Raw genomic sequence first — 21,585 nt, 5'->3', positions numbered from 1 at the left:
CCGCGCATAACCGACAAGCCGGGCCGCGCGTTGTTTGGGGCATGGCCGAACTGCCGCGCAACAACCCGAAGAAGGCGCTACTCTCCGCCGTCGTGGCCGGCGCCCTGACGATCGGCTTCGTCGGCATGGTTGCCCGCTCCTGCAGCGCGCCGGCCAAGCAGCAGGCCGAGTCGGCCAACGAGGCCCTGGAGATGGTCGACTCGCTCGCCTCCCGGCTCGTGCTCGGGCTCGACTCGGACGCGACGATGCAGTACGGCACGCCCACCGGCGCGGTCGTGACGGTGTCGCAGTCGGCGCCGCGGCGGGCGTACCGCAGCGGAGCCGTGACCTACATCTCGACGCCCGACGGCACGTTCCTGTGCCTGACCGGCCCTGCCCCCTCCCCCGCCAAGGGCAAGAAGCCCACCACGGTGCCCGTGACATGCCAGCAGGGCCCGGGGGCGGACACGATGTCCCCCACCGAGGCCAAGGCCATCAGCGAGGCGTTCGGGGGCGAGTTCCTGGCCCCCGAGGCGGCCCTGGGGCGCCTGGCCACGATCGCCCGGGGCCAGGGGGTGCGGGCCGGGGCCTCCAAGCGCGGCGACGCGCAGTGCGTCTCGGTCACCGCCACCGGGATTCGCACCGAGACCGCGTGCGTGAACCCGGCCGGGCTGCTCGCCTACTTCCAGGGCACGTCCGACGCGGGCAAGGCGACCGAGCTGGTGCTGCAGTACACCACCCCCAGCGTCAGCGAGGAGGCCTTCCAGCCGCCGCGGGCGGTCGGCCCCTCCCCCACGCCGTCTTCCGCGAAAGCGTCCAAACCGTAACCCGACACGCGGGCGAGGATCCGGCCCACGGCCGCGCGGCGATGGCACGGTGGCGGCATGGAGCTGCACTGCGACACCTGCGGCCAGGTGCGGACCTTCGAACGCCCGCCGTGCCCCGACCACTCGCCGGCGAACCGCGCGGACCGGGCCTGCACGGGCTGCGGCACGGTCGTCGCGATCGCCCCGGTGATCCTGCTCATGGACCGGCGTCCGCGGGTGCTGCTGCGCCGGCCGAGCCACCGCGCCGCCTGAATCCCGCTCGGCTATTGAACGCAGACTTCCCACCACGGACGGCATCGACAGACAGCAATCAGTCGTGCACTACGACCTGAAGGCCAAGGCACGAAAAAGGGGGCCCCGAGGGCCCCCTTTTTCGCGAAGCTCAGTGCTCGGCGCCGCGGCGGGTGCCGGTGTAGTACTCGAACATCAGGCCGGAGGTGGTGAGCAGCACCGACACCAGGCCGACGGCCACGAGCCACCACTGGTCGAACGCCAGGCCGAGGCTCGCGATCATGGCCGAGAAGGCCAGGCCGACGGGCCAGTAGCTGCCCGGGCTGAAGAAGCCCAGGTCGCCGGCGCCCTCGGCGATCTCCGCGTCGGGGCGGTCCTCCGGACGCGGCTCGATGCGCCGGGAGATCAGGGCCAGCGCGCCGCCGATCATGGTCAGCAGCAGGCCGGACAGGATCAGCGCGATCACGCCGATCCACTCGACGCCGCGGTGCCCGGTCTGCTCGGGCGACGCGGCGCTGGTCCACCAGCCGTAGAGCCCGGCCATGGCGAAGATGAACAGCGCCAGCACGAAGAAGAGACGGTTCTCAGCCTTCATTTCCGTGCCCCTGTCAGCTCGAGGACCGCTTGGTGCGGTCGGTGTCGAACGGGTGCGTCGTCGTGGCGTAACCCTTGTTCGGGAAGCCGAGCGACGCGAGCGCCTCGGGGGTGCTCTTGCCCGCGGTGCGCAGGGACAGGTACTGCGTGTACTGGTCCGGGTCCACGACCCGCAGCTCGAAGTTCATCATCGAGTGGTACGTGCCGCACAGCTCGGCGCACCGGCCCACGTAGGCGCCCTGGGCGTTGTCCTTGAGCTTGATCTCGAACCGGTTCTCCACGCCCGGGATGACGTCCCGCTTGAACAGGATGTCCGGCACCCAGAACGAGTGGATGACGTCCCGCGAGGTCTCCTTGAACTGCACCGTCTTGCCCGCCGGCAGCACCAGCACCGGGATGTAGTCGTCCGAGCCGACCGTGCTGATCTCCTTGCCGTCCGGGCCCTTGGTGTTCGTGTAGACGAACTGCCAGTTCCACTTGGAGGCGACGACCTCGACGTTGACGTCCGGATTCTTGGAGAGCCGGTCCACGTCGGTCTGGATGATCGCGGTATAGAAGAACAACACGGCGATGACCACGAACGGCGCCACCGTGTAGAGAATCTCGAACGGCATGTTGTAGCGCGTCTGCGGCGGCAGCGCGTCGCCCCGCTTCCGGTAGCGCACGACGCACCAGAAGATCAGACCCCAGACGAAGACACCGACGGCGAGCGCCGCGACGACCGACCCGATCCACAGGTCGAACATCCGGTCGCCCTGCTCCGTGATGCCCTTCGGCCAACCGAAGCCGTTGAACGTGTCCTCGACGGAGCATCCGGCGAGCAGGGTCGTCACCCCAACGGCCGAGACGGCGAGCCCGATGGCGCGCGCGGGGCTCAAACCTCTTGAGACCACCTGCTCCTGCCTCCTTAGCAGCGCCGTGAAAGCGATCTTCAGATAGCTTCGCACGGCAAGCCTCACCAACGCTGGCGAGCGTACTCGACCATGTGCGGTCCGCCCGGCTTGGGGTGGCCGTGTCCGGGTCGCGATACCGTTGCCCGGGTGGGCGTCTACTTGGACTCGGCCACCGCCGCTCCCCCTCATCCCGTTGCCAGGCAAGCATTTCTGGCCGCCGCCGAGGACGGCTGGGCCGACCCCGGGCGGCTCTACACACCCTCCCGCCGGGCCCGCCGGCTGCTGGACGCGGCCCGGGAGACGGCCGCCTCGGTGCTGGGCGTGCGCCCGGACGAGCTGCACTTCACCGCCGGTGGGGCGGACGCGGTCCGGCGGGCCGTGGAGGGCGTGCGGCGCTCCCGCGACCGGCGCGTGGTGGTGCACACCGCGGTCGAGCACTCGTCGGTCATCAAGGCCGCCGGAGACGCCGCGGTGAGTGTGCCGGTGTCGCGCACCGGGGTGGTCGACCTGTCCGCCCTGGGATCCGCGGTCAATTCCCCGGAAGTGGCCCTGGCCGCCGTCCAGAGCGCGAATCATGAGGTGGGGACGGTGCAGCCGGTGGCCGCGGCGGCCGAGCTGTGCGCCGCCGCCGGGGTGCCGCTGCTGGTCGACGCCGCCCAGTCGATCGGCCGGGTGCCGCTGCCCGGGGGCTGGTCGCTGCTGGCCGGCAGCGCCCGCAAGTGGGGCGGGCCGGCCGGGGTGGGCGTGCTCGCGGTCCGCAAGGGCACCCGGTGGGAGTCCCCCTGGGACGACGGGGTGCCGGACGTGCCCGCGGTGGTCGCGGCCGCGGCGTCGCTGCGGGCCGTGGCCGAGGAGGCCCGGCAGGAGTCGGTACGGCAGGCCGCCCTCGTCGCCGAGATCCGCCGCGCGGTCGCGCAGACCGTGCCCGACGTGGAGGTGGTCGGCGAGCCGGACGAGCGGCTGCCCCACATCGTCACCTTCTCCTGCCTCTACGTCGACGGCGAGGTGCTGCTGCAGGCCCTCGACCGGGCCGGCTTCGCGGTGTCCTCGGGCTCGGCCTGCACCTCGGACACCCTGCGGCCCTCGCACGTGCTCGCCGCGATGGGCGTGCTCACCCACGGCAACGTGCGGGTCTCGCTCCACGGCGGAGTATCCGCCGGGGACGTCCGCGAGTTCCTCGGCGTGCTGCCGGGGCTGGTCGCGCAGGCGCGGGCGGAGGCCGGGCTGTGAGCGGTCCGCAGCGCGGCGGAGGTCCCGTGACCCATGTCATCGATGCGCTCGGCAAGCGGTGCCCGCTGCCGGTGATCATGCTGGCGAAGACGGCCGCCGGCCGGCCGCCCGGGACCGAGATCGCGGTGCTGGCCGACGACCCGGCGGCGGCCGTGGACATCCCGGCCTGGTGCCGGATGAAGGGGCACACGTTCGTGGCGACCGAGGGCGACCGCCACACCGTGCGGCTCTAACCCCGCCCTTCGACGGTGGACCCAGGCGGGCGTCGACGGCGGAACGCGGCGGGACGGGCGGAGGCGGGCGCGCGGACGTCTCACGTGACCTTCACGGGGACACCTTGCGCGCGGGGGTCAGGCGGCCTGGGCGATGATGACGCCGGTGCGGCCGAAGGGGACACCTTGCGCGCGGGGTCAGGCGGCGGTGGGGCCGCCCGAGCCGCGCAGGCGGCGGATGAGCAGGTATGCCTCGCAGCCCAGGCACAGGCCGAAGAAACCGTTGAGGAACGCCGCTACCAGGGCGAACGCCGCGAAGATGACGCCGAGGACCGTGGCGCCGGACAGGTAGCCCGCCGCGGCGACGACGGCGAAGACCAGGCCGACGGTCTGAGCGAAGCGGACCGGGGCCGGGTCCTCGCGCTCGGCCGGCGGCGCGAGGCGGGGCGCCACGAGATGGCGATAGACGAGGCCGTACGGCGTGCGGCGCGGATCGTAGGCGCCGATGGCAAAGATCACAGCCTGGGCGAGGGCGAGCCAGCCGCTGCCCGTGAGCAGGACGACCACGAAGACGATCGTGGTGAGCACGGCGGCGAACCTCGGTCCGCGGGGGTCCAGTCCTGTCGTGTTCATGCCGCCATGACCTCCGTGACCGTGCGGCGTAGCTCGGATCTGTCGGGGACGCCGACGGTGCGGCGGGCGATGCGGCCGCCGCGGTCGACGATCAGCAGCGTGGGCAGGCGCCAGATGTCGAGGGACTTCACGGCGTCGAGGTGCGCGTCGGCGTCGACCTCGACGTGCCGTACACCTGGAAGGGTCTGGACGAGGTCGGCACAGACGGCCTTCACCTGGCGGCACGGGGCGCAGGTGGCCGAGGTGAAGTGCAGCAGGACGACGCCGTCGGCGGCGCCCGGGGGCAGCAGGCCGGTCGGCAGGGGCGGGCGCTGCAGGTCGCCGGCCGACACGCGGAGGCGACCGTAGCGGGCCCGGTAGAGCAGGCCGGCGACGGTCGCCGCGGCGAGGACCGCCAGGACCAGGTACGTCACGGCGGCCACGATACTCCGATCCCTATCTAGTCGATAGGGATACGTTGATCACGCGGGGAGGTGGGCGCGGATCTCGTCGGCGGCGGAGTCGCCGTAGGTGACGGCGATGCGCTTGGCGAAGTCGTCACGCTGGATGGCGTACTCCTGGGGGCCGACGGTCTCGAGCACCAGCGCCGCCACCGTCGAGCCGACCTGGGCCGCCCGCTCCAGGTCCAGGCCCCACGACAGGGCGGCGAAGAAGCCGGCCCGGAACGCGTCGCCGACGCCGGTCGGGTCGACGCTCTGCACCCCGCGCAGCGCCGGGACGCGGATCTCGGCGTCGAGGCTCGCGCTGCGGATGAGCGCGCCGTCCTTGCCCAGCGTGGTGACGATGATGCCGACCTTGTCCAGCAGCACTTCCGTGGTCAGGCCGGTCTTGGACTGCAGCAGCTCGAACTCGTATTCGTTGGTGAGCAGGTAGGCGGCGTCGTCGACGAGCTTGGCGATGTCCGGGCCGGACATGAAGGCCAGCTGCTGGGAGATGTCGGCGGCGAAGGGGATGCCCAGCTCGCGGCACTCCTCGGTATGGCGGATCATGCCGACCGGGTCGTTGGCGCCGATGATGACCAGGTCGAGGCCGGCGGCGCGGCTCGCGACCGGGGAGAGCTCGATGTTGCGGGCCTCGGACATCGCGCCCGCGTAGAACGAGGCGATCTGGTTCATGTCGTCGTCGGTGGTGCAGACGAAGCGGGCGGTGTGAGCAATCTCGCTGATGTAGATCGACTCGCAGTCCACCCCGTGGCGGGTGAGCCAGCTGCGATAGTCGTCGAAGTCGGCGCCGACCGCGCCGACCAGGATCGGGCGCAGGCCGAGCTGGCCCATGCCGTAGGCGATGTTGGCGGCGATCCCACCGCGGCGGACCGTGAGGTCGTCGACGAGGAACGACAGCGACACCTTGTGCAACTGGTCGGCCAGGAGCTGCTCGGCGAAGCGGCCCGGGAAGTGCATCAGGTGGTCGGTCGCGATCGAGCCGGTGACGGCGATCTTCATAGGAAACCCTCGATGGATTCGGGCGGGTGAAACGAGCCTGAACAGACTACCCTCCGGACCTTTACTTTCCCGTTATACGCAGAACGACCACCCGACCTGGGTCGGGTGGTCGTTCTGCGTTTTTTTCTCAGCCTTTTTGAGGCTCAGCGTTCTCGAGGGCTTAGTGGAACGAGTCGCCGCAGGCGCAGGAGCCCTGGGCGTTGGGGTTGTCGATGGTGAAGCCCTGGGCGTCGATGCGGTCGGCGAAGTCGATCGTCGCGCCGGTCAGGTAGGGCACGCTCATGCGGTCGACGACGACCTCGAAGCCGTCGTAGGTGCTGATCTTGTCACCGTCGAGCGAACGCTCGTCGAAGAACAGCTGGTAACGCAGGCCGGAGCAGCCACCGGGCTGCACCGCGACGCGCAGCCGCAGGTCGTCCCGGCCCTCCTGCTCGAGCAGCGCCTTCACCTTGAGAGCGGCATCCGCGGTGAGGCCGATGCCGGCCGGGTTGTCCGTCTGAACGGGCTCGGCAAGCTGCGAAGCGGTCACGATCAAGCTCCCTGCGGTGATGTCTACAGTTCCTTCAGAAGCCAACACCGCGGCTTCCGATGGCATTCCCTCTCATACTGACACGGTTTCTGCTAGCGGCTCCACTGCCAGGGCTTTCCGTTCCCGGACCCACCCGCGGCCCCTGTGGCCCCACCTGCGGCAAGTGGCCCTACGACCTGTGGCCAGCGGCTCCCCGCTTCGCGAGGCGGCGGCCCGGCCGGCGCGGGCGGCGGCTAGCGGCTCCACTGCCTCGCGAGGCGCCGGCCCAGCTCACGCAGGCCGTCGCCAGGGCGGGCGAGGGCCGTGGCCACGCTGCCGAAGTGCTCCACCAGGCTGTGGGCCTCGGTGACGCCGATCGAGGCGGCCTCCCGACGCCCCGCGTCGACCCGGCCGGCCAGCACCACGCAGGGCACGCCGAGGTCGCGTGCGGCGTTCGCCACACCGGCCACGACCTTCCCGCGCAGCGACTGCTCGTCGAAGGAGCCCTCGCCGGTCACCACCAGCCCGGCCTCCTCCAGCTCGGCGTCGAGCCCGGTGAGCCGCCGGACCAGCCCGATCCCGGACTCGACCCGCCCGCCGAGCGCGAGGATCGCCGCCCCGAGCCCGCCGGCCGCCCCCGCCCCCGGCAGGCCCGCGAGGCCGGCCGGCGCTGCCGGGAGCCCTCCCAGCACCTCGGCGAAGCGGGTCAGCGCCCCGTCGAGCACGAACACGTCCTCGCGGCCGGCGCCCTTCTGCGGCCCGTACACCGCGCTCGCCCCGTGCAGGCCGAGCAGCGGGCTGTCCACGTCGGTGGCGGCCACCAGCGTGGCCCCGCGCAGCCGGGGCTCGCCGCCGAGCGCCGCGACGCCGGCGAGGGCCGCTCCCCCGTACGGCAGCGCGTACCCGGCCGCGTCCAGCGGCGCCGCCCCGACCGCGGCGAGGAAGCCCGCCCCGCCGTCGTTGGTCGCGCTGCCCCCGAGCCCGATGACGACCTCCCGAGCCCCGGCCTCCAGCGCGGCGAGGACCAGCGACCCGAGGCCGAACGTCGTGGTGTGTTTGGGATCACGCTCCGCCTCGGCGAGCAGGTGCAGGCCGCAGGCCTCGGCGCTCTCGACGTACGCGGTCTCGCCGTCCAGCAGCACGTGGCCCTCGACCGGGCGGCCGAGCGGGTCGGTGGCCGGCACGGCGAAGCGCTTGGCGTCGGGCAGGGCCGCGGCCAGCACCTCCCCGAAGCCGGGGCCGCCGTCGGAGAGCGGGCGCAGCACCAGCTCGTCGCCGGGCTTCTCGGACCGCCAGCCCTCGGCGAACGCCTCGGCCGCGCCGACGGCCGAGATCGTGCCGGCAAACTTGTCGGGACACACGAGCACGCGCATTCGGACATTGTGCGCGCCGCCCGCGCTCACGGTCGCCGCGCGGTCTCTGTTGCGTCGATTCCCGACATGTCGGGCGCTGGCGCGCCACGACATGTCGTATTTATACCCCGGCAGGCGGAATTTCGGGGCGAGACACCATCCGGCGTATCGGGTGAAGGGTTTATATCGCCCGTCGGGCGAAAAGTCGGATAAGTCGTGGCGCGGAGCGCCCGACTTATCCGAAAAGCCAGTTTTGCCGGTCATCGTGCATGTCACAGTTCCCGCCGCGGCGCAGCGTGGGACGATCAGGACGTGACCTGGGCTGAACCTTCGTCTACCGCCACCGCGTTGCTGTTGCTGGGGCGTGGCACCGATCCCGACACCGAAAAAGGGGTCGAGTGTCCCGGCGACCTGCCCGCGCCCAGCGATCCTGGGCTGGTCGAGCGCGCCCGTGCCGCCAAGGCCGCGCTCGGCGATCGCGTCTTCGTGCTGGGACACCACTACCAGCGCGACGAGGTGATCCAGTTCGCCGATGTGACCGGGGACTCCTTCAAGCTCGCGCGGGAGGCCGCGGCGCGGCCCGAGGCCGAGTACATCGTGTTCTGCGGCGTGCACTTCATGGCCGAGAGCGCGGACATCCTCACCTCCGACGCGCAGCGGGTCGTGCTGCCCGACCTGGCCGCCGGGTGCTCGATGGCCGACATGGCCGTGCTCTCGCAGGTCGAGAAGGCCTGGGAGCGGTTCGTGGCGCTGGGGATCGCCGAGGACGTCGTGCCGGTGACGTACATGAACTCCTCGGCCGACATCAAAGGCTTCGTCGGGCGCAACGACGGCGTCGTGTGCACCTCGTCGAACGCCGAGACGGCGCTGCGGTGGTCGTTCGAGCAGGGCAGCAAGGTGTTCTTCCTGCCCGACCAGCACCTCGGGCGCAACACCGCCGTGCTCAAGCTCGGCTTCGAGCTCTCGGACTGCGTGCTCTACGACCCGCACAAGGCCAACGGCGGGCTCACGGACGAGCAGCTCCTCGCGGCCAGGATGATCCTCTGGCGGGGGCACTGCTCGGTGCACGGGCGGTTCTCGCTCGACGCCGTGCAGGACGTGCGCTCCCGGGTGCCGGGGGTCAACGTCCTGGTCCACCCCGAGTGCCGACACGATGTCGTCACCTCGGCCGACTACGTGGGCTCCACGGAGTACATCATCCGCATGATCGACAACGCGCCGGCCGGCTCGGCGTGGGCGATCGGGACCGAGCTCAACCTGGTCCGGCGGCTCTCGCTGGCGCACCCGGACAAGCAGATCATGTTCCTGGAGCGCAACGTCTGCTACTGCTCGACGATGAACCGGATCGACCTGCCGCACCTGGTGTGGGCGCTCGAGGAGCTCGTCGCCGGGCGGGTGCCCAACCAGATCACGGTCGATGAGCAGACGGCGCACTACGCGCGGGTCGCCCTCGACCGGATGCTCGCGCTGCCGTAGGACTCACCCGTTGCGCCGGGATGCCGGCGCCCCCGCCGAGGGGCGCCGGCGTCTGCTGAGCGCATAGGGGGCCGTCACCCTCTGTGGTGATCTGTGTCCGAGTCCCGTCTTCGTGCCAGGGCTGACGTGCGCCCGACTTTTGCATGCAGTAGATGTGGATATGCTGCGCGGGCGATGCGGCGCGATTTGCGCGCTCGGTCACGCTGTGTCAGCGTCTTGCTTCTATTTCCTGCCTGCAGGAGGGGTTTCGTGACCAACTACGACGCCGGTGACGTCCTCACCGTGCACGGCGGCGCGCCGCTCAACGGCGACCTCCGTGTGCGCGGTGCCAAGAACCTCGTCTCCAAGGCGATGGTGGCCGCGGTGCTCGGTGAGACCCCGAGCCGGTTGTACGACGTCCCTGCGATCCGCGACGTCGAGGTGGTCACGGGCCTACTGGAGCTGCACGGCGTGAAGGTCACGCGGGGCAAGCTCGACGGCGAGCTGCACTTCGACACGTCCGACGTCGAGTCGGCCAACGTCGACGAGATCAACGTGCACGCCGGCTCCAGCCGCATCCCGATCCTGTTCTGCGGCCCGCTGCTGCACCGGCTCGGCCACGCGTTCATCCCCGACCTCGGCGGCTGCAACATCGGCGGCCGGCCGATCGACTTCCACATTCAGGCGCTGCGCGAGTTCGGCGCGGTCGTGGACAAGTCCGAGAAGGGCATGGACATCACCGCGCCCGACGGGCTCAGGGGCGCGAAGCTGGAGCTGCCGTACCCGTCGGTCGGCGCCACCGAGCAGATCCTGCTCACCGCGGTGCGCGCCGAGGGCGTCACCGAGCTGCGCAACGCCGCCGTCGAGCCGGAGATCATCGACCTCATCTGCGTGCTGCAGAAGATGGGCGCGATCATCAAGGTGCACACCGACCGGGTCATCGAGATCCAGGGCGTGCCCCGCCTGACCGGCTACACCCACCGGCCGATCCCGGACCGCATCGAGGCGGCCAGCTGGGCCGCGGCGGCGCTGGCCACCCGCGGCGACGTGTTCGTCAAGGGCGCGCGGCAGGCCGACATGATGACCTTCCTCAACCTGTACACGTCGGTCGGCGGCGCGTTCGAGATCGACGACACCCCGGGCGAGGGCGGCATCCGCTTCTGGCACCCGGGCGGCGAGCTCAAGGCCGTGGCCATGGAGACCGACGTGCACCCCGGCTTCATGACCGACTGGCAGCAGCCCATGGTCGTGGCGCTCACCCAGGCCCGGGGCCTGTCGATCGTGCACGAGACGGTGTACGAGCGGCGGCTGGGCTACACGGCGGCGCTCAACCAGATGGGGGCGACGATCCAGACGTACCGCGAGTGCCTGGGCGGCACGCCCTGCCGCTTCGGCCGGCGCAACTTCATGCACTCGGCGGTCATCGCCGGGCCGTCCAAGCTGCACGCGGCGGACCTGGTGATCCCCGACCTGCGGGCCGGCTTCAGCCACCTGATCGCGGCCCTGGCCGCCGAGGGCACCTCCCGGGTGTACGGCGTGAAGCTCATCCAGCGCGGCTACGAGGACTTCGAGGCCAAGCTCAACGGGCTGGGTGCCCACGTCGAGCTTGGCTGAGCGCACGGTGCGTAACAGCCACCCGGCCGGCGCGTTGCGGGAAATCGGCTGAGAGGTAGCCGACGCTGCTGATCTTCCGCAGCGTCGGCTACCCTTCGTGTCGTGCCGTCGCTGTTTCGTCGTAAGCCAGAAGAGCCCGAAGCCTCCGTTGCCGTCTCCGAGCCCGAGACGTCGGCGACGCGGAAGGGCTACACCCCCAGCAAGGAAGAGCTGGGCGTGAAGACGCCCAAGCGCGTGATCGCCGGGCGTCGGGTCGCCGAGCCGCCTGCGGCCAACCGCAAGGAGGCCGTCAGGAAGATGCGCGAGAAGCAGCGGCAGGAGCGGCTCGAGGCCCGCGAGGGCATGGCCAACGGCGAGGACCGCTTCCTGCTGGCCCGCGACAAGGGCCCGGTCCGCCGCCTGGTGCGCGACATCGTGGACTCCCGCCGCACGATCGGCACCTTCTTCTTCGGCACCACGTTCCTCGTCATGATCGTGGGCTTCAACCGCTCGCTGGACCCGAGCATCTACATCGCCGCCAACGCGCTGTTCTTCGTGATGCTGCTGGCCACCCTCGTCGACGGCTTCATGATCTCCCGCAGCGTGAAGAAGCTGGTCAAGCAGCGTTTCCCGGACGCCAAGGACAAGATGGGCTCGCTGTACCTCTACGCGGTCATGCGCTCGATCTCGTTCCGTTTCATCCGCAACCCGAAGCCGCAGGTCAAGATCGGTCAGCCCATCTGATCCCCTGCCGGCCGCCCGGACACGTTTCGGCGGCGGCGGTGGCGGTGGAGGGGCTCCAAGCCGTAGTCTCCCTTCGCGACCGGACCACAGTGTCACCGGTAGGCGCGTGGTGGGCGCCGGTGCAGCATGGTTGCCGGAGTGTGGCGAGGAGAGCGAAGCTGTGAGCGACGAGTACCCGGGAGAAGAGCCGGGAACCGCCGCGCCCACCTGGGCGGCCGTGCCGACCGTGCCCTGGGGCCGAGTTCCGGAACAGCGACGCGACGAGGCCGACCGAATCGGGCGCGGCCAGCACCGCGGCCAGGCCCCTGACCAGGGTGGATACGACTCGCGCGGCCGCGGCTACGACGACCGCCGCCCGCACGCCGACCCCCGCGGCTACGACGACGGGCGCGACCACGGCGCCGCGCGGGAGTATGACGAGCGCCGCGCCCCCGACCGCCCTCGCGGCTATGACGAGCCCCGCGGCTACGACGACCGCCGGGGGCACGGCGACCAGCGCCCCCACGACGACCGCCGTGGATACGACGAGCCCCGCGGCTATGACGACCGGCGTGGATACGACGGCCCCCGTGGTTACGACGACCGGCGCGGCTATGACGAGCCGCGCGGCTATGACGACCGGCGCGGGTACGACGAGCCGCGCGGCTACGACGACCGGCGCGCCCGCGACGACCGCCGCTACGACGACCGCCGGGACCACGGCGACCCCCGCGGCCGCGGTGACCAGCGCGGCTACGGCGACGGCCGGGACTCCACCGACGGCCGCAGGTACGACGAGCGCCGCGACCACGACGACCGCCGCGACTTCACCGACGGCCGCGGATTCGCCGACCCGCGCGAACACAGCGACCCGCGCGACCACGACGACCGCCGCGACTTCACGGACGGCCGCGGGTTCGCCGACCAGCGCGACCACGGCGACCCCCGCGACCCCCGCGACTTCACCGACGGCCGCGGGTTTGCCGACCGGCGCGACCACGACCAGCGCGGGGCCGATCCTCGCGATCCGCGCGGGTACCCGCCGGGCCGCGGTGCGGAGCCGGGCGGCTACCCGGCGCGACCGGCGCAGGGCATTGCGTACGGGCGGCCGCGCAGCCGGGCGCTCGACGAGCCGACCGACGAGGTGCCGCGGGTACGGCGGAGCAATCCCGGGCATCCCCGGACCGTGAACCCGCAGGCCGGGACGTCGGCGCCGGTGCGCTCCTCCGGGCGGGCCACAGTCGGCCGGGCGACGCCGGGCGTCTACGGCACGCCCGAGAACGCCCCGGTCAGCTCGGCACCCGTGAGTTCGGCCCCCGTCAGTTCCGTGCCCGTGAGTTCGGCCCCGGTCAGCTCCGCGCCCGTGAGCTCAGCTCCCGTCAGCTCGGCCCCCGTGAGTTCGGCCCCGGTCAGCTCGGCGCCCGTAAGCTCGGCTCCCATGGGTTCGGCCCCCATGAGTTCTGCGCCAGTCAGCTCGGTGCCGGTCAGCTCGGCGCCGGTCAGCTCGGCGCCGGTGAGCGCTGCTCCCGTGAGTAGTGCGCCAGTGAGTTCGGCGCCTGCGGGGCCGGGTCCGGTCGTGTACGGGCCGATCACCCCGAGGCGGAACAACCCCGGGCAAATCCCCCACGGACCAGTCGACTCCAGGTCGGGCAGCCCCGAGCCGTTCACCCCGGCGGAGGCGGCTCCCGAGCCGCCGCGCAACGCGCCGGTCAGCGCCGCGCCCGTCAGTAGTGCACCCGTGAGCAGCGCGCCCGTCAGTAGCGCGCCGATGGCGGGGGCGCACGCGAGCGATGCCCCGGAGGCGCCGGCCGGTAGCGGAGCACACGCGGCCGGGCCGCACGCCGCCGGAACGCATACTGCTGGGACACACGCTGTCAGCGCGCACTCCGCTGAAGCGCATGCTGCCGGTACGCATACTGTTGGAGCGCACGCTGTCAGTACGCACGCCGGAGCCCACGCCGCTGGTGGCCATGTGGCCGAGGGGCCTGCGCGCGACGCCGAGAGTGAGGGCGACGGGGAGGCCGCGCACGGCGCGCCCTCCGGGGGCGAGGGTGCCGGTGGGGGTGTCGAGGTCAACGCGAGTGCGACGGGCGGAAGCGTGAGCTCAGGCGGTACGAGTGCCGGGTCCTCCGGTCCTGGGATCCGCGTCGAGTTCGTGGAGGTCGGCGAGCCGCCGGCGCCCGCCGTGGCGTCCGGGGACTCCATGGGGGCGTATCGCTCGGCGCAGCTGACCGGGGCCGGGGTCGACGGGCTGCAGGCGACCGGGTACCTGCCCATCGTGCGGCCGGGGGCCGAGGGGTTCCCGCCCGAGCTGGCGGCGATCGCGCCGACCTCGCCGCCGGGGCCGCGGGCCGAGCCGGCGGCCGGGCCCGATCCGGAGCAGGTGCTGGCGTCGTTCGTCTGGCGGTTCGATCCCGACACGCTGCGTGAGCAGGTCGAGGGGGACGAGGCGGTGCGGGTCACCGAGATCCGCGACCAGCTCACGGCGAAGCTGAACGGGGTCTCGGACAACCCGACGCGGGCGCGGCTGCTCAGCCTCCGGGCGGTGGTGTCGCGGATCCTCGGGGACCTGCCCAAGGCGTTCGCCGACGGCAAGCTGGCGCTCGCGCACGCGGAGGCGACCGGCGAGCTGCGGCGCATCGCGATCGCGCAGGCGCGCCTGGCGCACGTGCTGCAGTGGCAGGAGGAGTTTGACGAGGCCGACCGGCTGTTCACGCTGGCCAACTCCTCGGAGCTGCCGGACCGGCTGCGGGCCACCATGCACCAGCACGCCGGCAAGTGCGCGTACGACCAGGGGCGCTACATGGAGGCCTGCAACCACTTCGAGCGGGCGCTGGACCTGCGCAAGGAGGAGGATCCGGAGCTCATCGCGCAGACCGAGCTGGCCCTGGACGCGGTGTTCCGGCGGGTGGCCGAGAAGGGATGGGGGCCGTATCCCCGCAGCCGCGACGAGATCCTGCAGATCCGCAAGGCGCCCTCCCCCGCGTTCGACGAGCAGACCCAGCGCTGGGGGTACATCGAGGCCGACGGCAACTTCGTCATCGGGCCCGGGTACCTCGATGTGCAGCCGTTCCGCGACGGCGTGGCCTGGGTGCAAGGACAGGGCGCGCAGAACTGGCAGCTCATCGACGACGGCGGCGGGGTGCTGATCGAGCCCGCGGACGGGTACATCGGCGTGGGCAGCTTCTCCGACGGCGTGGCCTGGGTGTCGCGCGACGGCACCACGCGGTGGATCGCCATCGACAAGAACAACACCGTGCTGATCTCCACTGGGTACGACGACGTGCGGCCCTTCCGCCGGGGCGTCTCGGCGGTGCGCCGGGGCCGGCACTGGGGCGCGGTCGACAGTGTCGGGCGGGTCGTGGTCCAGTTCCAGTACGACGGCTTCGCCACGGCGCTGCTCGACGGGCGGTACATCGACGGCTTCAGCGACGAGGGCCTCGCCGTCGTGTCGCTGGACGGGCGCAAGGGCGTGGTGGACCGCTCCGGGCGGGTGCTGGTGCCGCCGGTGCACCACACCATCATGATCCACCCGGTGGCGTTCCTGATCGTCGACGACGCCCAGCGCTGGGGCGCGCTGGACCGGCGCGGGCGGACCATCATCCAGGCCACCTTCACCAGCCGGACCGGGGTCACGGACGAGATCGACCGGCTGCTGGCCGACACCCGCCCGGTGATGTAGCGGCGGCCCGGCATAGGGTCGTGACATGGAGTTTCGACACCTCGGCCGTTCCGGTTTGCTCGTCAGCGAGATCTCGTACGGCAACTGGATCACTCACGGCTCGCAGGTCGAGGCGGAGCAGGCTACCGCATGCGTGCACACCGCCCTCGACCTCGGCATCACGACCTTCGACACCGCCGACGTCTACGCGGGCACGCGCGCCGAGGTGGTGCTCGGCGACGCGCTCAAGGGCCAGAACCGCGACGGCCTGGAGATCTTCACGAAGGTCTTCTGGCGCACCGGAACCGGCCGCAACGACAGCGGCCTGTCCCGCAAGCACATCATGAAGTCGATCGACGGGTCGCTGCGCCGGCTGCAGACCGACTACGTCGACCTGTACCAGGCGCACCGCTACGACCACCACACGCCGCTCGAGGAGACCATGGAGGCGTTCGCCGACGTGGTCCGGGCCGGCAAGGCGCTGTACATCGGCGTGTCGGAGTGGCGGGCCGAGGAGATCCGGGCCGCCGCGGCGCTGGCCAAGGAGCTGCGCATCCAGCTGGTGTCGAACCAGCCGCAGTACTCGGCGCTGTACCGGGTCATCGAGGCCGAGGTCGTGCCGGCCAGCGAGGAGCTCGGCCTCGGGCAGATCGTGTGGTCGCCGCTGGCGCAGGGGGTGCTCACCGGGAAGTACAAGCCGGGCCAGCCGCCGCCGTCGGGCTCGCGGGCGACGGACCAGAAGTCGGGGGCCGGCTTCATCGCGCGGCTGCTCCAGGACGATGTGCTGGAGGCGGTACAGCAGCTGCGTCCGCTGGCCGAGCAGGCCGGGCTGTCGATGGCGCAGCTCGGATTGGCCTGGGTGCTGCAGAACCCCAACGTCTCGTCGGCGATCGTCGGCGCCACCCGGCCCGAGCAGCTCGAGGACAACGTCAAGGCGTCCGGGATCAAGCTCGACGCGGAGCTGCTCAAGCGGATCGACGAGGCGCTGGAGCCGGTCGTGCAGCGGGACCCCGCGCTGACGCAGAGCCCCGCCACGCGGCCGTAGCCGTCCGGCGGGAACGGCCGGACGCCCTAGACCGGCCGGATAGCTAGAAGGACCAGAACCGGAACAGCGAGAGGCCGTAGCTGACCTGGTAGGACGGGAGTCCTATCAGGTCGCCTATGCCGTACACGACCGAGAAGAACCAGCCGCCGATCCGCGGCGACCACAGCAGCGCGATGAGGATCAGCATGCCCCAGGGCGCCACGTGGCTGAAGCCGCGCTGCCACTGCGGGGACAGCCATGGGTAGACCAGATTGCCGCCGTCCACGCCCGGCATCGGCACGAAGTTGAGCACGCTGGCCGTGAGCTGCAGGAAGGCCAGGAACGCCAGCCCCGCCCAGAACTCCGGCTGCCCGGACGTGTCCAGGCCCAGGGAGAACGGCACGACCAGCAGGATCGCCAGCACGAGGTTCATCGCGGGCCCGGCGAAGCTGATGAGGCTGTCGACGAACCGGCTGCGGATGGCCCCGTGGTTGACCCAGACCGCGCCGCCGGGCAGGCCGATGCCGCCGATCATGACGAAGACCAGGGGCAGCACGATCGACAGCAGCGGGTGGGTGTACTTCAACGGGTTGAGCGTCAGGTAGCCCCGATGCGCGATGTCGTGGTCGCCGCCCTTGAACGCGACCAGCGCGTGGGAGTACTCGTGCAGGCAGAGCGAGATCGTCCAGCCCGCGGCGACGAAGAGGAACACGTTGATCCGCGGGTTGCCGTAGCCCGCGAAGGCCATCCAGCCGCTGACCGCCAGCAGCGCGAGCAGCCCGAGGAAGATCGCGCTCGGGCGGAACGCCTCCTTGGGCAGCCGGCTGGTCCGGCTGCCGAATTGCCCGTAGTACGACACCTCAGCCCCCGGCCGGCAACAGACTCATCCGATACTCGGTGCGGTCGTCCTCGGTGAGAATCGCCGTAGTCGCGCCCTTGGCCACCAGATCACGCCAGCCCTGGCCGAGCCACGACTCCGCGTCGGACTGGCTGGAAAACGCCTCGTTGGGCCCATCGACGGGCCTGCGCTCAGCGTCTTCGAACTGCCACGTCCACGCCATGGTCACACTCCTGTCGCAGTGAGAAGACTTCGAGCGTATCGGCCCGCTGGCCCTGAGCCGACTCCGGCCACGGGTGTCCCTCTAAAGTACGGGGCATGCGGTTGCTGGTGCTCGGAGGAATCCGGTCCGGAAAGTCGGAAGTGGCTGAGGCGCTCGTCGCCGGGTCCGGCGTGGTGCGGTACGTCGCGACCGCCCGGGACAGCACGTCGGACGGCGGCTGGGCGGCGCGCATCGCCGCGCACCGGGCCCGCCGGCCTTCGGACTGGCGGACCGAGGAGATCGGCTGGGAGCCCGAGCGGCTGGCGCAGCTGCTGGCCGAGGCGAAGCCCGAGGAGACGATCCTCGTCGATGACCTCGGCGGGTGGCTCGGCGCGGTGTACGACAGCGGCGGCGACTGGTCCGATCCGTCGTACGCAGACGGCCCGATCGGCGCCCTCGCCGACGCGGTGCGCTCGTGCGCGGCCGGGCGGCTGGTGCTCGTGAGCCCGGAGGTGGGCCTGGGCGTGCTGCCGGTCACCGCCTCGGGCCGCACCTTCGCCGACGCCAACGGCCTGCTCAACCAGCGCGTGGCGGCCGCCTGCGACGGCGTGGGCCTGGTCGTGGCGGGCCAGCTCACGTGGCTGCGCGGCGGCGAGGGTCCGCGGCCCGCTCCCGTGGTGGCGGTGGCCGAGCCGTTCGTCTTCGAGGCCGCCGGTGCGGGGACGGTGCTGTCCACGGCGGACGGCGGCGACGCCCTCTCCTTCTCCCCTGGCATGGAACTTCCGCTGCCGGACGAGTCGACCGCCCACGAGGCCGGCGAGCGGCTGCGGACCCTGCGGCTCAACGGCGCCGGCCTCGGCGGGCTCACCCCGGTCGTGCGCTTCGCCGGCGGCGTGCAGGGCCGCCCCGACCCGCGCCCGTTCCAGCGCCCGCGGGTGCTGGTGCTGCGCGGCGACCGCACCGGCGGGTTCTCCGCCGGGGACACGGCCGAGGCCGCCGACCGCCGCCTGCAGGAGGTGGTCGACGGCACCGGCACGATCGCCATGCTCGCCGCCACCGCCGGGGCGAGCGTGCAGGCGATCGACTGCCCGGACGCCGGCCCGGCCGAGGTGCACGACTCGCTGGACGACTCCACCGTGGACGCCGCGCTGACCCTGGGCTGGCGCCTCGCCGACGCCGCCGCCAACGAGGGCGTCGACCTGCTGGTCCTGGCCGCCTGCGGCGCGGGCTCGGACGCCGCCGCGGCCGCCGTCGTGGCGGTGCTCACCGGCGCCGAGCCGGCCGCCCTGCTCGGCCGGGTGGTGAACGCCTCCGGCTTCGTCGACGACGCCGCCTGGATTCGCAAGATCGGTGCGGTGCGCGACGCCCGGCACCGCATCCGCGCCCGCAGCCGCGCCCCGCACGTCATGCTCTCGATGGTCGGCGGCGGCGACATCGCCGTGGCCACCGGCGCCATCCTCGGCGCCGCCTCCCGCCGCCTGCCGATCATGGTGGACGGCCCGGTCGCCATCGCCGGCGCGCTCGTGGCCCGCGACTACGGCGCCCAGACCCGCCACTGGCTGCTGATGCCCGACCACGGCGAGAACCCGACGGTCAAGCTCGCCGCCGACGTCCTCGGCGCCGTGCCGTTCCTGCAGATGGGCCTGGCGCTGGGCGAGGGCGCGACGGCGCTGACCGCCCTGCCGCTGGTCAACACGGCCCTGACGATCGGGGCGGCCACTCCCGTCCGGGTCGACCCGCCCGCCCAGCCCACGGACGGGCTGAGCGAGCAGGAGCGCATCGAGGCGGAGATCCAGCGCGTGGTGGCCGACTCGCCGACGGCGGAGATGCCGTACGTGAAGCCGTCGTGGGAGGGCTGAGGCTCGCGCTGAGCCTGTTCACGGTCGCGCCGGTCCGGGCGTCGCGTCTGGACCGCCCGGCCGTACGCCACGCCATGCTCCTGGCGCCCCTCGCCGGTGCGCTCCTGGGGCTGGTCCTGGGCCTGGCCGGCCGGGGGCTGGTCCTGGCGGGGGCGGCTCCCCTGCTGGGGGCCGCCGTGCTGGTCGCCCTGTCGCTGCTGCTGACCCGCGGGCTGCACGTGGACGGGCTGGCGGACACGGCGGACGGGCTGGGCTCGTACGCCGCTTCCGACAAGGCCCTCGAAATCATGAAGAAGTCGGACATCGGGCCGTTCGGCGTGGCGGCGATCGCGGCGGTGCTGCTGATCGACGCGGCCGCGGCGGCCTCGCTCCTGGCCCGGCCGTTCTGGATCGGCGTGGCGGCGGTGGCGGCGGCGTTCGCCGCCGGGCGGCTGGGGGCGACGGTGGCCTGCCGCCGGGGGTTGCCGGCGGCCCGCCCGGAGGGCATGGGCGCCCTGGTGGCCTCCACCGTGCCGCTCGCATGGCTGGCCGTAGTGACATTGGTCACCGCCGCGGCGACGTCGCTGGCCTTCCCGTGGCGGGGACCGCTCGCCGTGCTGGTGGCGGTGGGCGTCTCCTGGGCACTGACGACCCACGCCCGGCGGCGGTTGGGCGGCCTCACCGGGGACGTGATCGGGGCGGCCGTCGAGCTGTCCACGGCGGGCGCGCTGATCGTGCTGGCGGTGGGGTGACGGGTAGCGGCGTGCGGCCGCCCGTCACCCGGGACCAGGCGGAGGGGCTCAGCGGACGGAGGACTTGACGAACGGGGGCTTCACCACGCGGATGGCCGAGCGCCTGCCCCGCACGTCCAGCGCGACCTCGTCGCCCTCCGAGATGCCGGCCGCCGTGTCGATCAGGGCCAGGCCGATGCCCACCTTGCGGGTCGGGGAGAAGGTGCCGCTCGTGACCTCGCCGATGGCCGTGTCGCCCGACAGGACCGTCATGTGGGCGCGCGGGATGCCCCGGTCCAGGGACTCGATGCCCCACAGCAGGCGGCGGGGGCCCTCGGCCTTCTCGGCCAGCAGGGCGTCGCGGCCCCAGAAGGCGGGCTTCGACCAGCCCACGGCCCAGCCCGAGCGGGCCTGGACCGGGGTGATCTCCGGCGACAGGTCCTGGCCGTGCAGGGGGTAGCCCATCTCGGTGCGCAGGGTGTCGCGGGCGGCCAGGCCGCATGGGCGGGCGCCCGCCTCGACGATGGCGTCCCACAGGGTGTGCGCGTCGTGGGACGGGACGACCAGCTCGTAGCCGTGCTCGCCGGTGTAGCCGGTGCGGCAGACGACGACGTCGGTGCCGGCGTGCTCGGCCACGGTGAAGCTCATGTAGTCGTGGTCGCTCGGCAGGCCCAGCGAGTCCAGCAGGGGCTTCGAGCGGGGGCCCTGCACGGCCAGGACGGCGAAGAGCTCGTGCTGGTCGACCACGCCGATGCCGGTCGGGGCGGCCTCGGTCAGGCGGCGGACCACCTCCGCCGTGTTGGCCGCGTTGGGGATGAGGAACATGTCGTCGTCGCCGAAGCGGTACGCGATGAGGTCGTCGACCACGCCGCCGTCGTCGGCCAGGCAGAGGGTGTACTGCGCCTGGCCGGCGCTGATCCGGTCGAGGTCGTTGCTCAGGCAGGCGTTGACGAAACCGGCGGCGCCGCGGCCCCGGACCCGGGCCTTACCCAGGTGCGACACGTCGAACACGCCGACGTCCTCGCGGACGGCCGCGTGCTCCTTGAGCACGCCGCCGCCGGCGTATTCGAGGGGCATCTCCCAGCCACCGAACGCCGCGAACTTGGCACCGAGCGCCGTGTGGCGGTGATACAGAGCGGGGTGCCGCAAGGGTTGGGTCATGCCCGCAACCTATCGCGTTGGTTATCGTGACCTGCACCCGATTCGGCGGCATGCTGAAGCTGTGCCAAAAGCACAGTGAACCAGCGCCGCCGTGTATCCGGCTGCCTCAATACGCACACGAACCACGAGTGATGTGGAGCATCAGTGACCTCCCTGACCCTGGTCGACACCGACCCAGCCGACCTCGCCGCCGACGCCGTCGTCATCGGGCTCTACGCCGAGGAGGGCGGCGACGCGAAGCCGCAGCTCGCCGCGGGTGCCGAGAGCGTGGCGGCGGCCTTCAGCGACCGGCCGGGCGGCGGGCTCGCCGAGACCCTGCGGGTGCTCGGTGCGACCGGCGCGCTCGGCGAGGTGACCAAGCTGGCCGCGTTCGGGGCGGTGCCGGCGCCGCTCGTGGTGGCGGTCGGCCTGGGAGCGGCGCCCGCCGGGGACCCGGCCCAGGCGCCGGCGGCCGAGTC

The 21,585-nt window shown here is 72.2% G+C and carries 24 protein-coding genes; 12 read left to right on the top strand and 12 right to left on the bottom strand.

Translation table 11 applies throughout. The annotated features are described in order from the left end of the window. The first annotated feature begins 41 nt into the window (after positions 1–41). A complete protein-coding gene (locus tag AB0M46_RS32670) occupies positions 42–806 on the top strand; it encodes a hypothetical protein (protein ID WP_363342352.1) in 765 nt (254 codons plus the stop codon). A 57-nt stretch (positions 807–863) separates the two neighbouring features. Beyond that, positions 864–1,058 (top strand): hypothetical protein, encoded by a 195-nt coding sequence (locus AB0M46_RS32665; RefSeq protein ID WP_363342350.1) that lies wholly within the window; start codon positions 864–866, stop codon positions 1,056–1,058. A 130-nt stretch (positions 1,059–1,188) separates the two neighbouring features. Here the strand turns inward: AB0M46_RS32665 and AB0M46_RS32660 are convergent, their stop codons facing one another. After that, complete coding sequence (locus AB0M46_RS32660; RefSeq protein WP_363342348.1) at positions 1,189–1,632, bottom strand: cytochrome c oxidase subunit 4; 444 nt, start codon at positions 1,630–1,632, stop codon at positions 1,189–1,191. A gap of 13 nt (positions 1,633–1,645) precedes the next feature. Then, complete coding sequence (coxB, locus tag AB0M46_RS32655) at positions 1,646–2,464, bottom strand: cytochrome c oxidase subunit II (RefSeq protein ID WP_363342410.1); 819 nt, start codon at positions 2,462–2,464, stop codon at positions 1,646–1,648. 150 nt (positions 2,465–2,614) lie between these two features. Between coxB and AB0M46_RS32650 the strand changes: the two genes are divergently transcribed. Continuing rightward, a complete protein-coding gene (locus AB0M46_RS32650) occupies positions 2,615–3,754 on the top strand; it encodes an aminotransferase class V-fold PLP-dependent enzyme (RefSeq protein WP_363342346.1) in 1,140 nt (379 codons plus the stop codon). A gap of 26 nt (positions 3,755–3,780) precedes the next feature. Then, entirely contained in the window at positions 3,781–3,987 is a 207-nt protein-coding gene (locus AB0M46_RS32645; protein ID WP_363342344.1) for a sulfurtransferase TusA family protein, read from the top strand. A 177-nt stretch (positions 3,988–4,164) separates the two neighbouring features. Here AB0M46_RS32645 and AB0M46_RS32640 read toward each other — a convergent pair whose 3' ends face one another. The 5 genes from AB0M46_RS32640 to AB0M46_RS32620 form a co-directional block, all read right to left on the bottom strand. Next, complete coding sequence (locus AB0M46_RS32640) at positions 4,165–4,599, bottom strand: DUF4395 domain-containing protein (RefSeq protein WP_363342342.1); 435 nt, start codon at positions 4,597–4,599, stop codon at positions 4,165–4,167. Next, positions 4,596–5,012, bottom strand: a complete 417-nt coding sequence (locus tag AB0M46_RS32635) for a thioredoxin family protein (protein ID WP_363342340.1) — start codon at positions 5,010–5,012, stop codon at positions 4,596–4,598. The genes AB0M46_RS32640 and AB0M46_RS32635 overlap by 4 nt, the downstream gene beginning before the upstream one ends. Positions 5,013–5,060: 48 nt before the next feature. Further along, positions 5,061–6,041 carry a carbohydrate kinase family protein gene (locus tag AB0M46_RS32630; protein ID WP_363342338.1) on the bottom strand — a complete coding sequence of 327 codons (981 nt, stop codon included), beginning with the start codon at positions 6,039–6,041 and terminating at the stop codon, positions 5,061–5,063. A 160-nt stretch (positions 6,042–6,201) separates the two neighbouring features. Continuing rightward, complete coding sequence (locus AB0M46_RS32625) at positions 6,202–6,570, bottom strand: iron-sulfur cluster assembly accessory protein (protein WP_363342336.1); 369 nt, start codon at positions 6,568–6,570, stop codon at positions 6,202–6,204. Between the two features lie 233 nt (positions 6,571–6,803). After that, complete coding sequence (locus AB0M46_RS32620; protein WP_363342334.1) at positions 6,804–7,922, bottom strand: glycerate kinase; 1,119 nt, start codon at positions 7,920–7,922, stop codon at positions 6,804–6,806. Positions 7,923–8,213: 291 nt separating this feature from the next. Between AB0M46_RS32620 and nadA the strand changes: the two genes are divergently transcribed. From nadA to AB0M46_RS32605, 3 genes are all read left to right on the top strand, one after another. After that, the gene (nadA, locus tag AB0M46_RS32615; RefSeq protein WP_363342332.1) at positions 8,214–9,377 is read left to right on the top strand and encodes a quinolinate synthase NadA; all 1,164 of its coding nucleotides are present in this window, start codon (positions 8,214–8,216) and stop codon (positions 9,375–9,377) included. Between the two features lie 249 nt (positions 9,378–9,626). Next, positions 9,627–10,970, top strand: coding sequence for a UDP-N-acetylglucosamine 1-carboxyvinyltransferase (gene murA / locus AB0M46_RS32610; protein ID WP_363342330.1), 1,344 nt, complete (start codon positions 9,627–9,629; stop codon positions 10,968–10,970). Between the two features lie 102 nt (positions 10,971–11,072). Beyond that, a complete protein-coding gene (locus tag AB0M46_RS32605; RefSeq protein ID WP_363342328.1) occupies positions 11,073–11,693 on the top strand; it encodes a DUF3043 domain-containing protein in 621 nt (206 codons plus the stop codon). Here AB0M46_RS32605 and AB0M46_RS32600 read toward each other — a convergent pair. Both AB0M46_RS32600 and AB0M46_RS32595 read right to left on the bottom strand, forming a co-directional pair. Continuing rightward, positions 11,671–12,609: a hypothetical protein gene (locus AB0M46_RS32600; protein ID WP_363342326.1), complete on the bottom strand. Its 939-nt coding sequence runs from the start codon at positions 12,607–12,609 to the stop codon at positions 11,671–11,673. The two genes, AB0M46_RS32605 and AB0M46_RS32600, sit on opposite strands and share 23 nt — an antisense overlap. A 326-nt stretch (positions 12,610–12,935) precedes the next feature. After that, complete coding sequence (locus AB0M46_RS32595; protein ID WP_363342324.1) at positions 12,936–13,280, bottom strand: pentapeptide repeat-containing protein; 345 nt, start codon at positions 13,278–13,280, stop codon at positions 12,936–12,938. A gap of 547 nt (positions 13,281–13,827) precedes the next feature. Here AB0M46_RS32595 and AB0M46_RS32590 point away from each other — a divergent pair. Together AB0M46_RS32590 and AB0M46_RS32585 are read left to right on the top strand one after the other, a co-directional pair. Continuing rightward, positions 13,828–15,354 (top strand): WG repeat-containing protein, encoded by a 1,527-nt coding sequence (locus tag AB0M46_RS32590; RefSeq protein ID WP_363342321.1) that lies wholly within the window; start codon positions 13,828–13,830, stop codon positions 15,352–15,354. Between the two features lie 25 nt (positions 15,355–15,379). After that, positions 15,380–16,378 (top strand): aldo/keto reductase family protein, encoded by a 999-nt coding sequence (locus AB0M46_RS32585; protein ID WP_363342319.1) that lies wholly within the window; start codon positions 15,380–15,382, stop codon positions 16,376–16,378. A gap of 43 nt (positions 16,379–16,421) precedes the next feature. On the opposite strand, the gene AB0M46_RS32580 is transcribed toward AB0M46_RS32585, so the two are convergent. Together AB0M46_RS32580 and AB0M46_RS32575 are read right to left on the bottom strand one after the other, a co-directional pair. Then, positions 16,422–17,216, bottom strand: a complete 795-nt coding sequence (locus AB0M46_RS32580) for a site-2 protease family protein (RefSeq protein ID WP_363342317.1) — start codon at positions 17,214–17,216, stop codon at positions 16,422–16,424. Between the two features lies 1 nt (position 17,217). Continuing rightward, positions 17,218–17,418 (bottom strand): hypothetical protein, encoded by a 201-nt coding sequence (locus AB0M46_RS32575; protein ID WP_363342315.1) that lies wholly within the window; start codon positions 17,416–17,418, stop codon positions 17,218–17,220. 95 nt (positions 17,419–17,513) lie between these two features. Between AB0M46_RS32575 and AB0M46_RS32570 the strand changes: the two genes are divergently transcribed. Together AB0M46_RS32570 and cobS are read left to right on the top strand one after the other, a co-directional pair. Continuing rightward, positions 17,514–19,256 (top strand): bifunctional adenosylcobinamide kinase/adenosylcobinamide-phosphate guanylyltransferase, encoded by a 1,743-nt coding sequence (locus tag AB0M46_RS32570; protein WP_363342313.1) that lies wholly within the window; start codon positions 17,514–17,516, stop codon positions 19,254–19,256. Further along, positions 19,244–19,987, top strand: a complete 744-nt coding sequence (gene cobS / locus AB0M46_RS32565) for an adenosylcobinamide-GDP ribazoletransferase (RefSeq protein WP_363342311.1) — start codon at positions 19,244–19,246, stop codon at positions 19,985–19,987. The genes AB0M46_RS32570 and cobS overlap by 13 nt, the downstream gene beginning before the upstream one ends. Before the next feature lie 48 nt (positions 19,988–20,035). Here cobS and gcvT read toward each other — a convergent pair whose 3' ends face one another. Then, positions 20,036–21,127 (bottom strand): glycine cleavage system aminomethyltransferase GcvT, encoded by a 1,092-nt coding sequence (gene gcvT / locus AB0M46_RS32560; RefSeq protein WP_363342309.1) that lies wholly within the window; start codon positions 21,125–21,127, stop codon positions 20,036–20,038. 144 nt (positions 21,128–21,271) lie between these two features. On the opposite strand from gcvT, the gene AB0M46_RS32555 reads away from it, so the two are divergent. Beyond that, positions 21,272–21,585: M17 family peptidase N-terminal domain-containing protein (locus AB0M46_RS32555; RefSeq protein WP_363342307.1), on the top strand; the 314-nt coding region annotated here is incomplete at its 3' end.

It is taken from the genome of Dactylosporangium sp. NPDC051485 (assembly GCF_040682015.1).
Lineage (GTDB): Bacteria > Actinomycetota > Actinomycetes > Mycobacteriales > Micromonosporaceae > Dactylosporangium.
This window is presented reverse-complemented; position numbering and strand designations above follow the sequence as displayed.

Excerpts from the sequence above, each read along its gene's own strand:
- AB0M46_RS32670 (WP_363342352.1), top strand. The coding sequence starts at position 42 with ATGGCCGAACTGCCGCGCAACAACCCGAAGAAGGCGCTACTCTCCGCC.
- AB0M46_RS32665 (WP_363342350.1), top strand. The coding sequence starts at position 864 with ATGGAGCTGCACTGCGACACCTGCGGCCAGGTGCGGACCTTCGAACGC.
- AB0M46_RS32660 (WP_363342348.1), bottom strand. The coding sequence starts at position 1,632 with ATGAAGGCTGAGAACCGTCTCTTCTTCGTGCTGGCGCTGTTCATCTTC.
- AB0M46_RS32650 (WP_363342346.1), top strand. The coding sequence starts at position 2,615 with ATGTGCGGTCCGCCCGGCTTGGGGTGGCCGTGTCCGGGTCGCGATACC.
- AB0M46_RS32640 (WP_363342342.1), bottom strand. The coding sequence starts at position 4,599 with ATGAACACGACAGGACTGGACCCCCGCGGACCGAGGTTCGCCGCCGTG.
- AB0M46_RS32630 (WP_363342338.1), bottom strand. The coding sequence starts at position 6,041 with ATGAAGATCGCCGTCACCGGCTCGATCGCGACCGACCACCTGATGCAC.
- AB0M46_RS32620 (WP_363342334.1), bottom strand. The coding sequence starts at position 7,922 with ATGCGCGTGCTCGTGTGTCCCGACAAGTTTGCCGGCACGATCTCGGCC.
- AB0M46_RS32585 (WP_363342319.1), top strand. The coding sequence starts at position 15,380 with ATGGAGTTTCGACACCTCGGCCGTTCCGGTTTGCTCGTCAGCGAGATC.
- AB0M46_RS32575 (WP_363342315.1), bottom strand. The coding sequence starts at position 17,418 with ATGGCGTGGACGTGGCAGTTCGAAGACGCTGAGCGCAGGCCCGTCGAT.
- AB0M46_RS32570 (WP_363342313.1), top strand. The coding sequence starts at position 17,514 with ATGCGGTTGCTGGTGCTCGGAGGAATCCGGTCCGGAAAGTCGGAAGTG.
- gcvT (WP_363342309.1), bottom strand. The coding sequence starts at position 21,127 with ATGACCCAACCCTTGCGGCACCCCGCTCTGTATCACCGCCACACGGCG.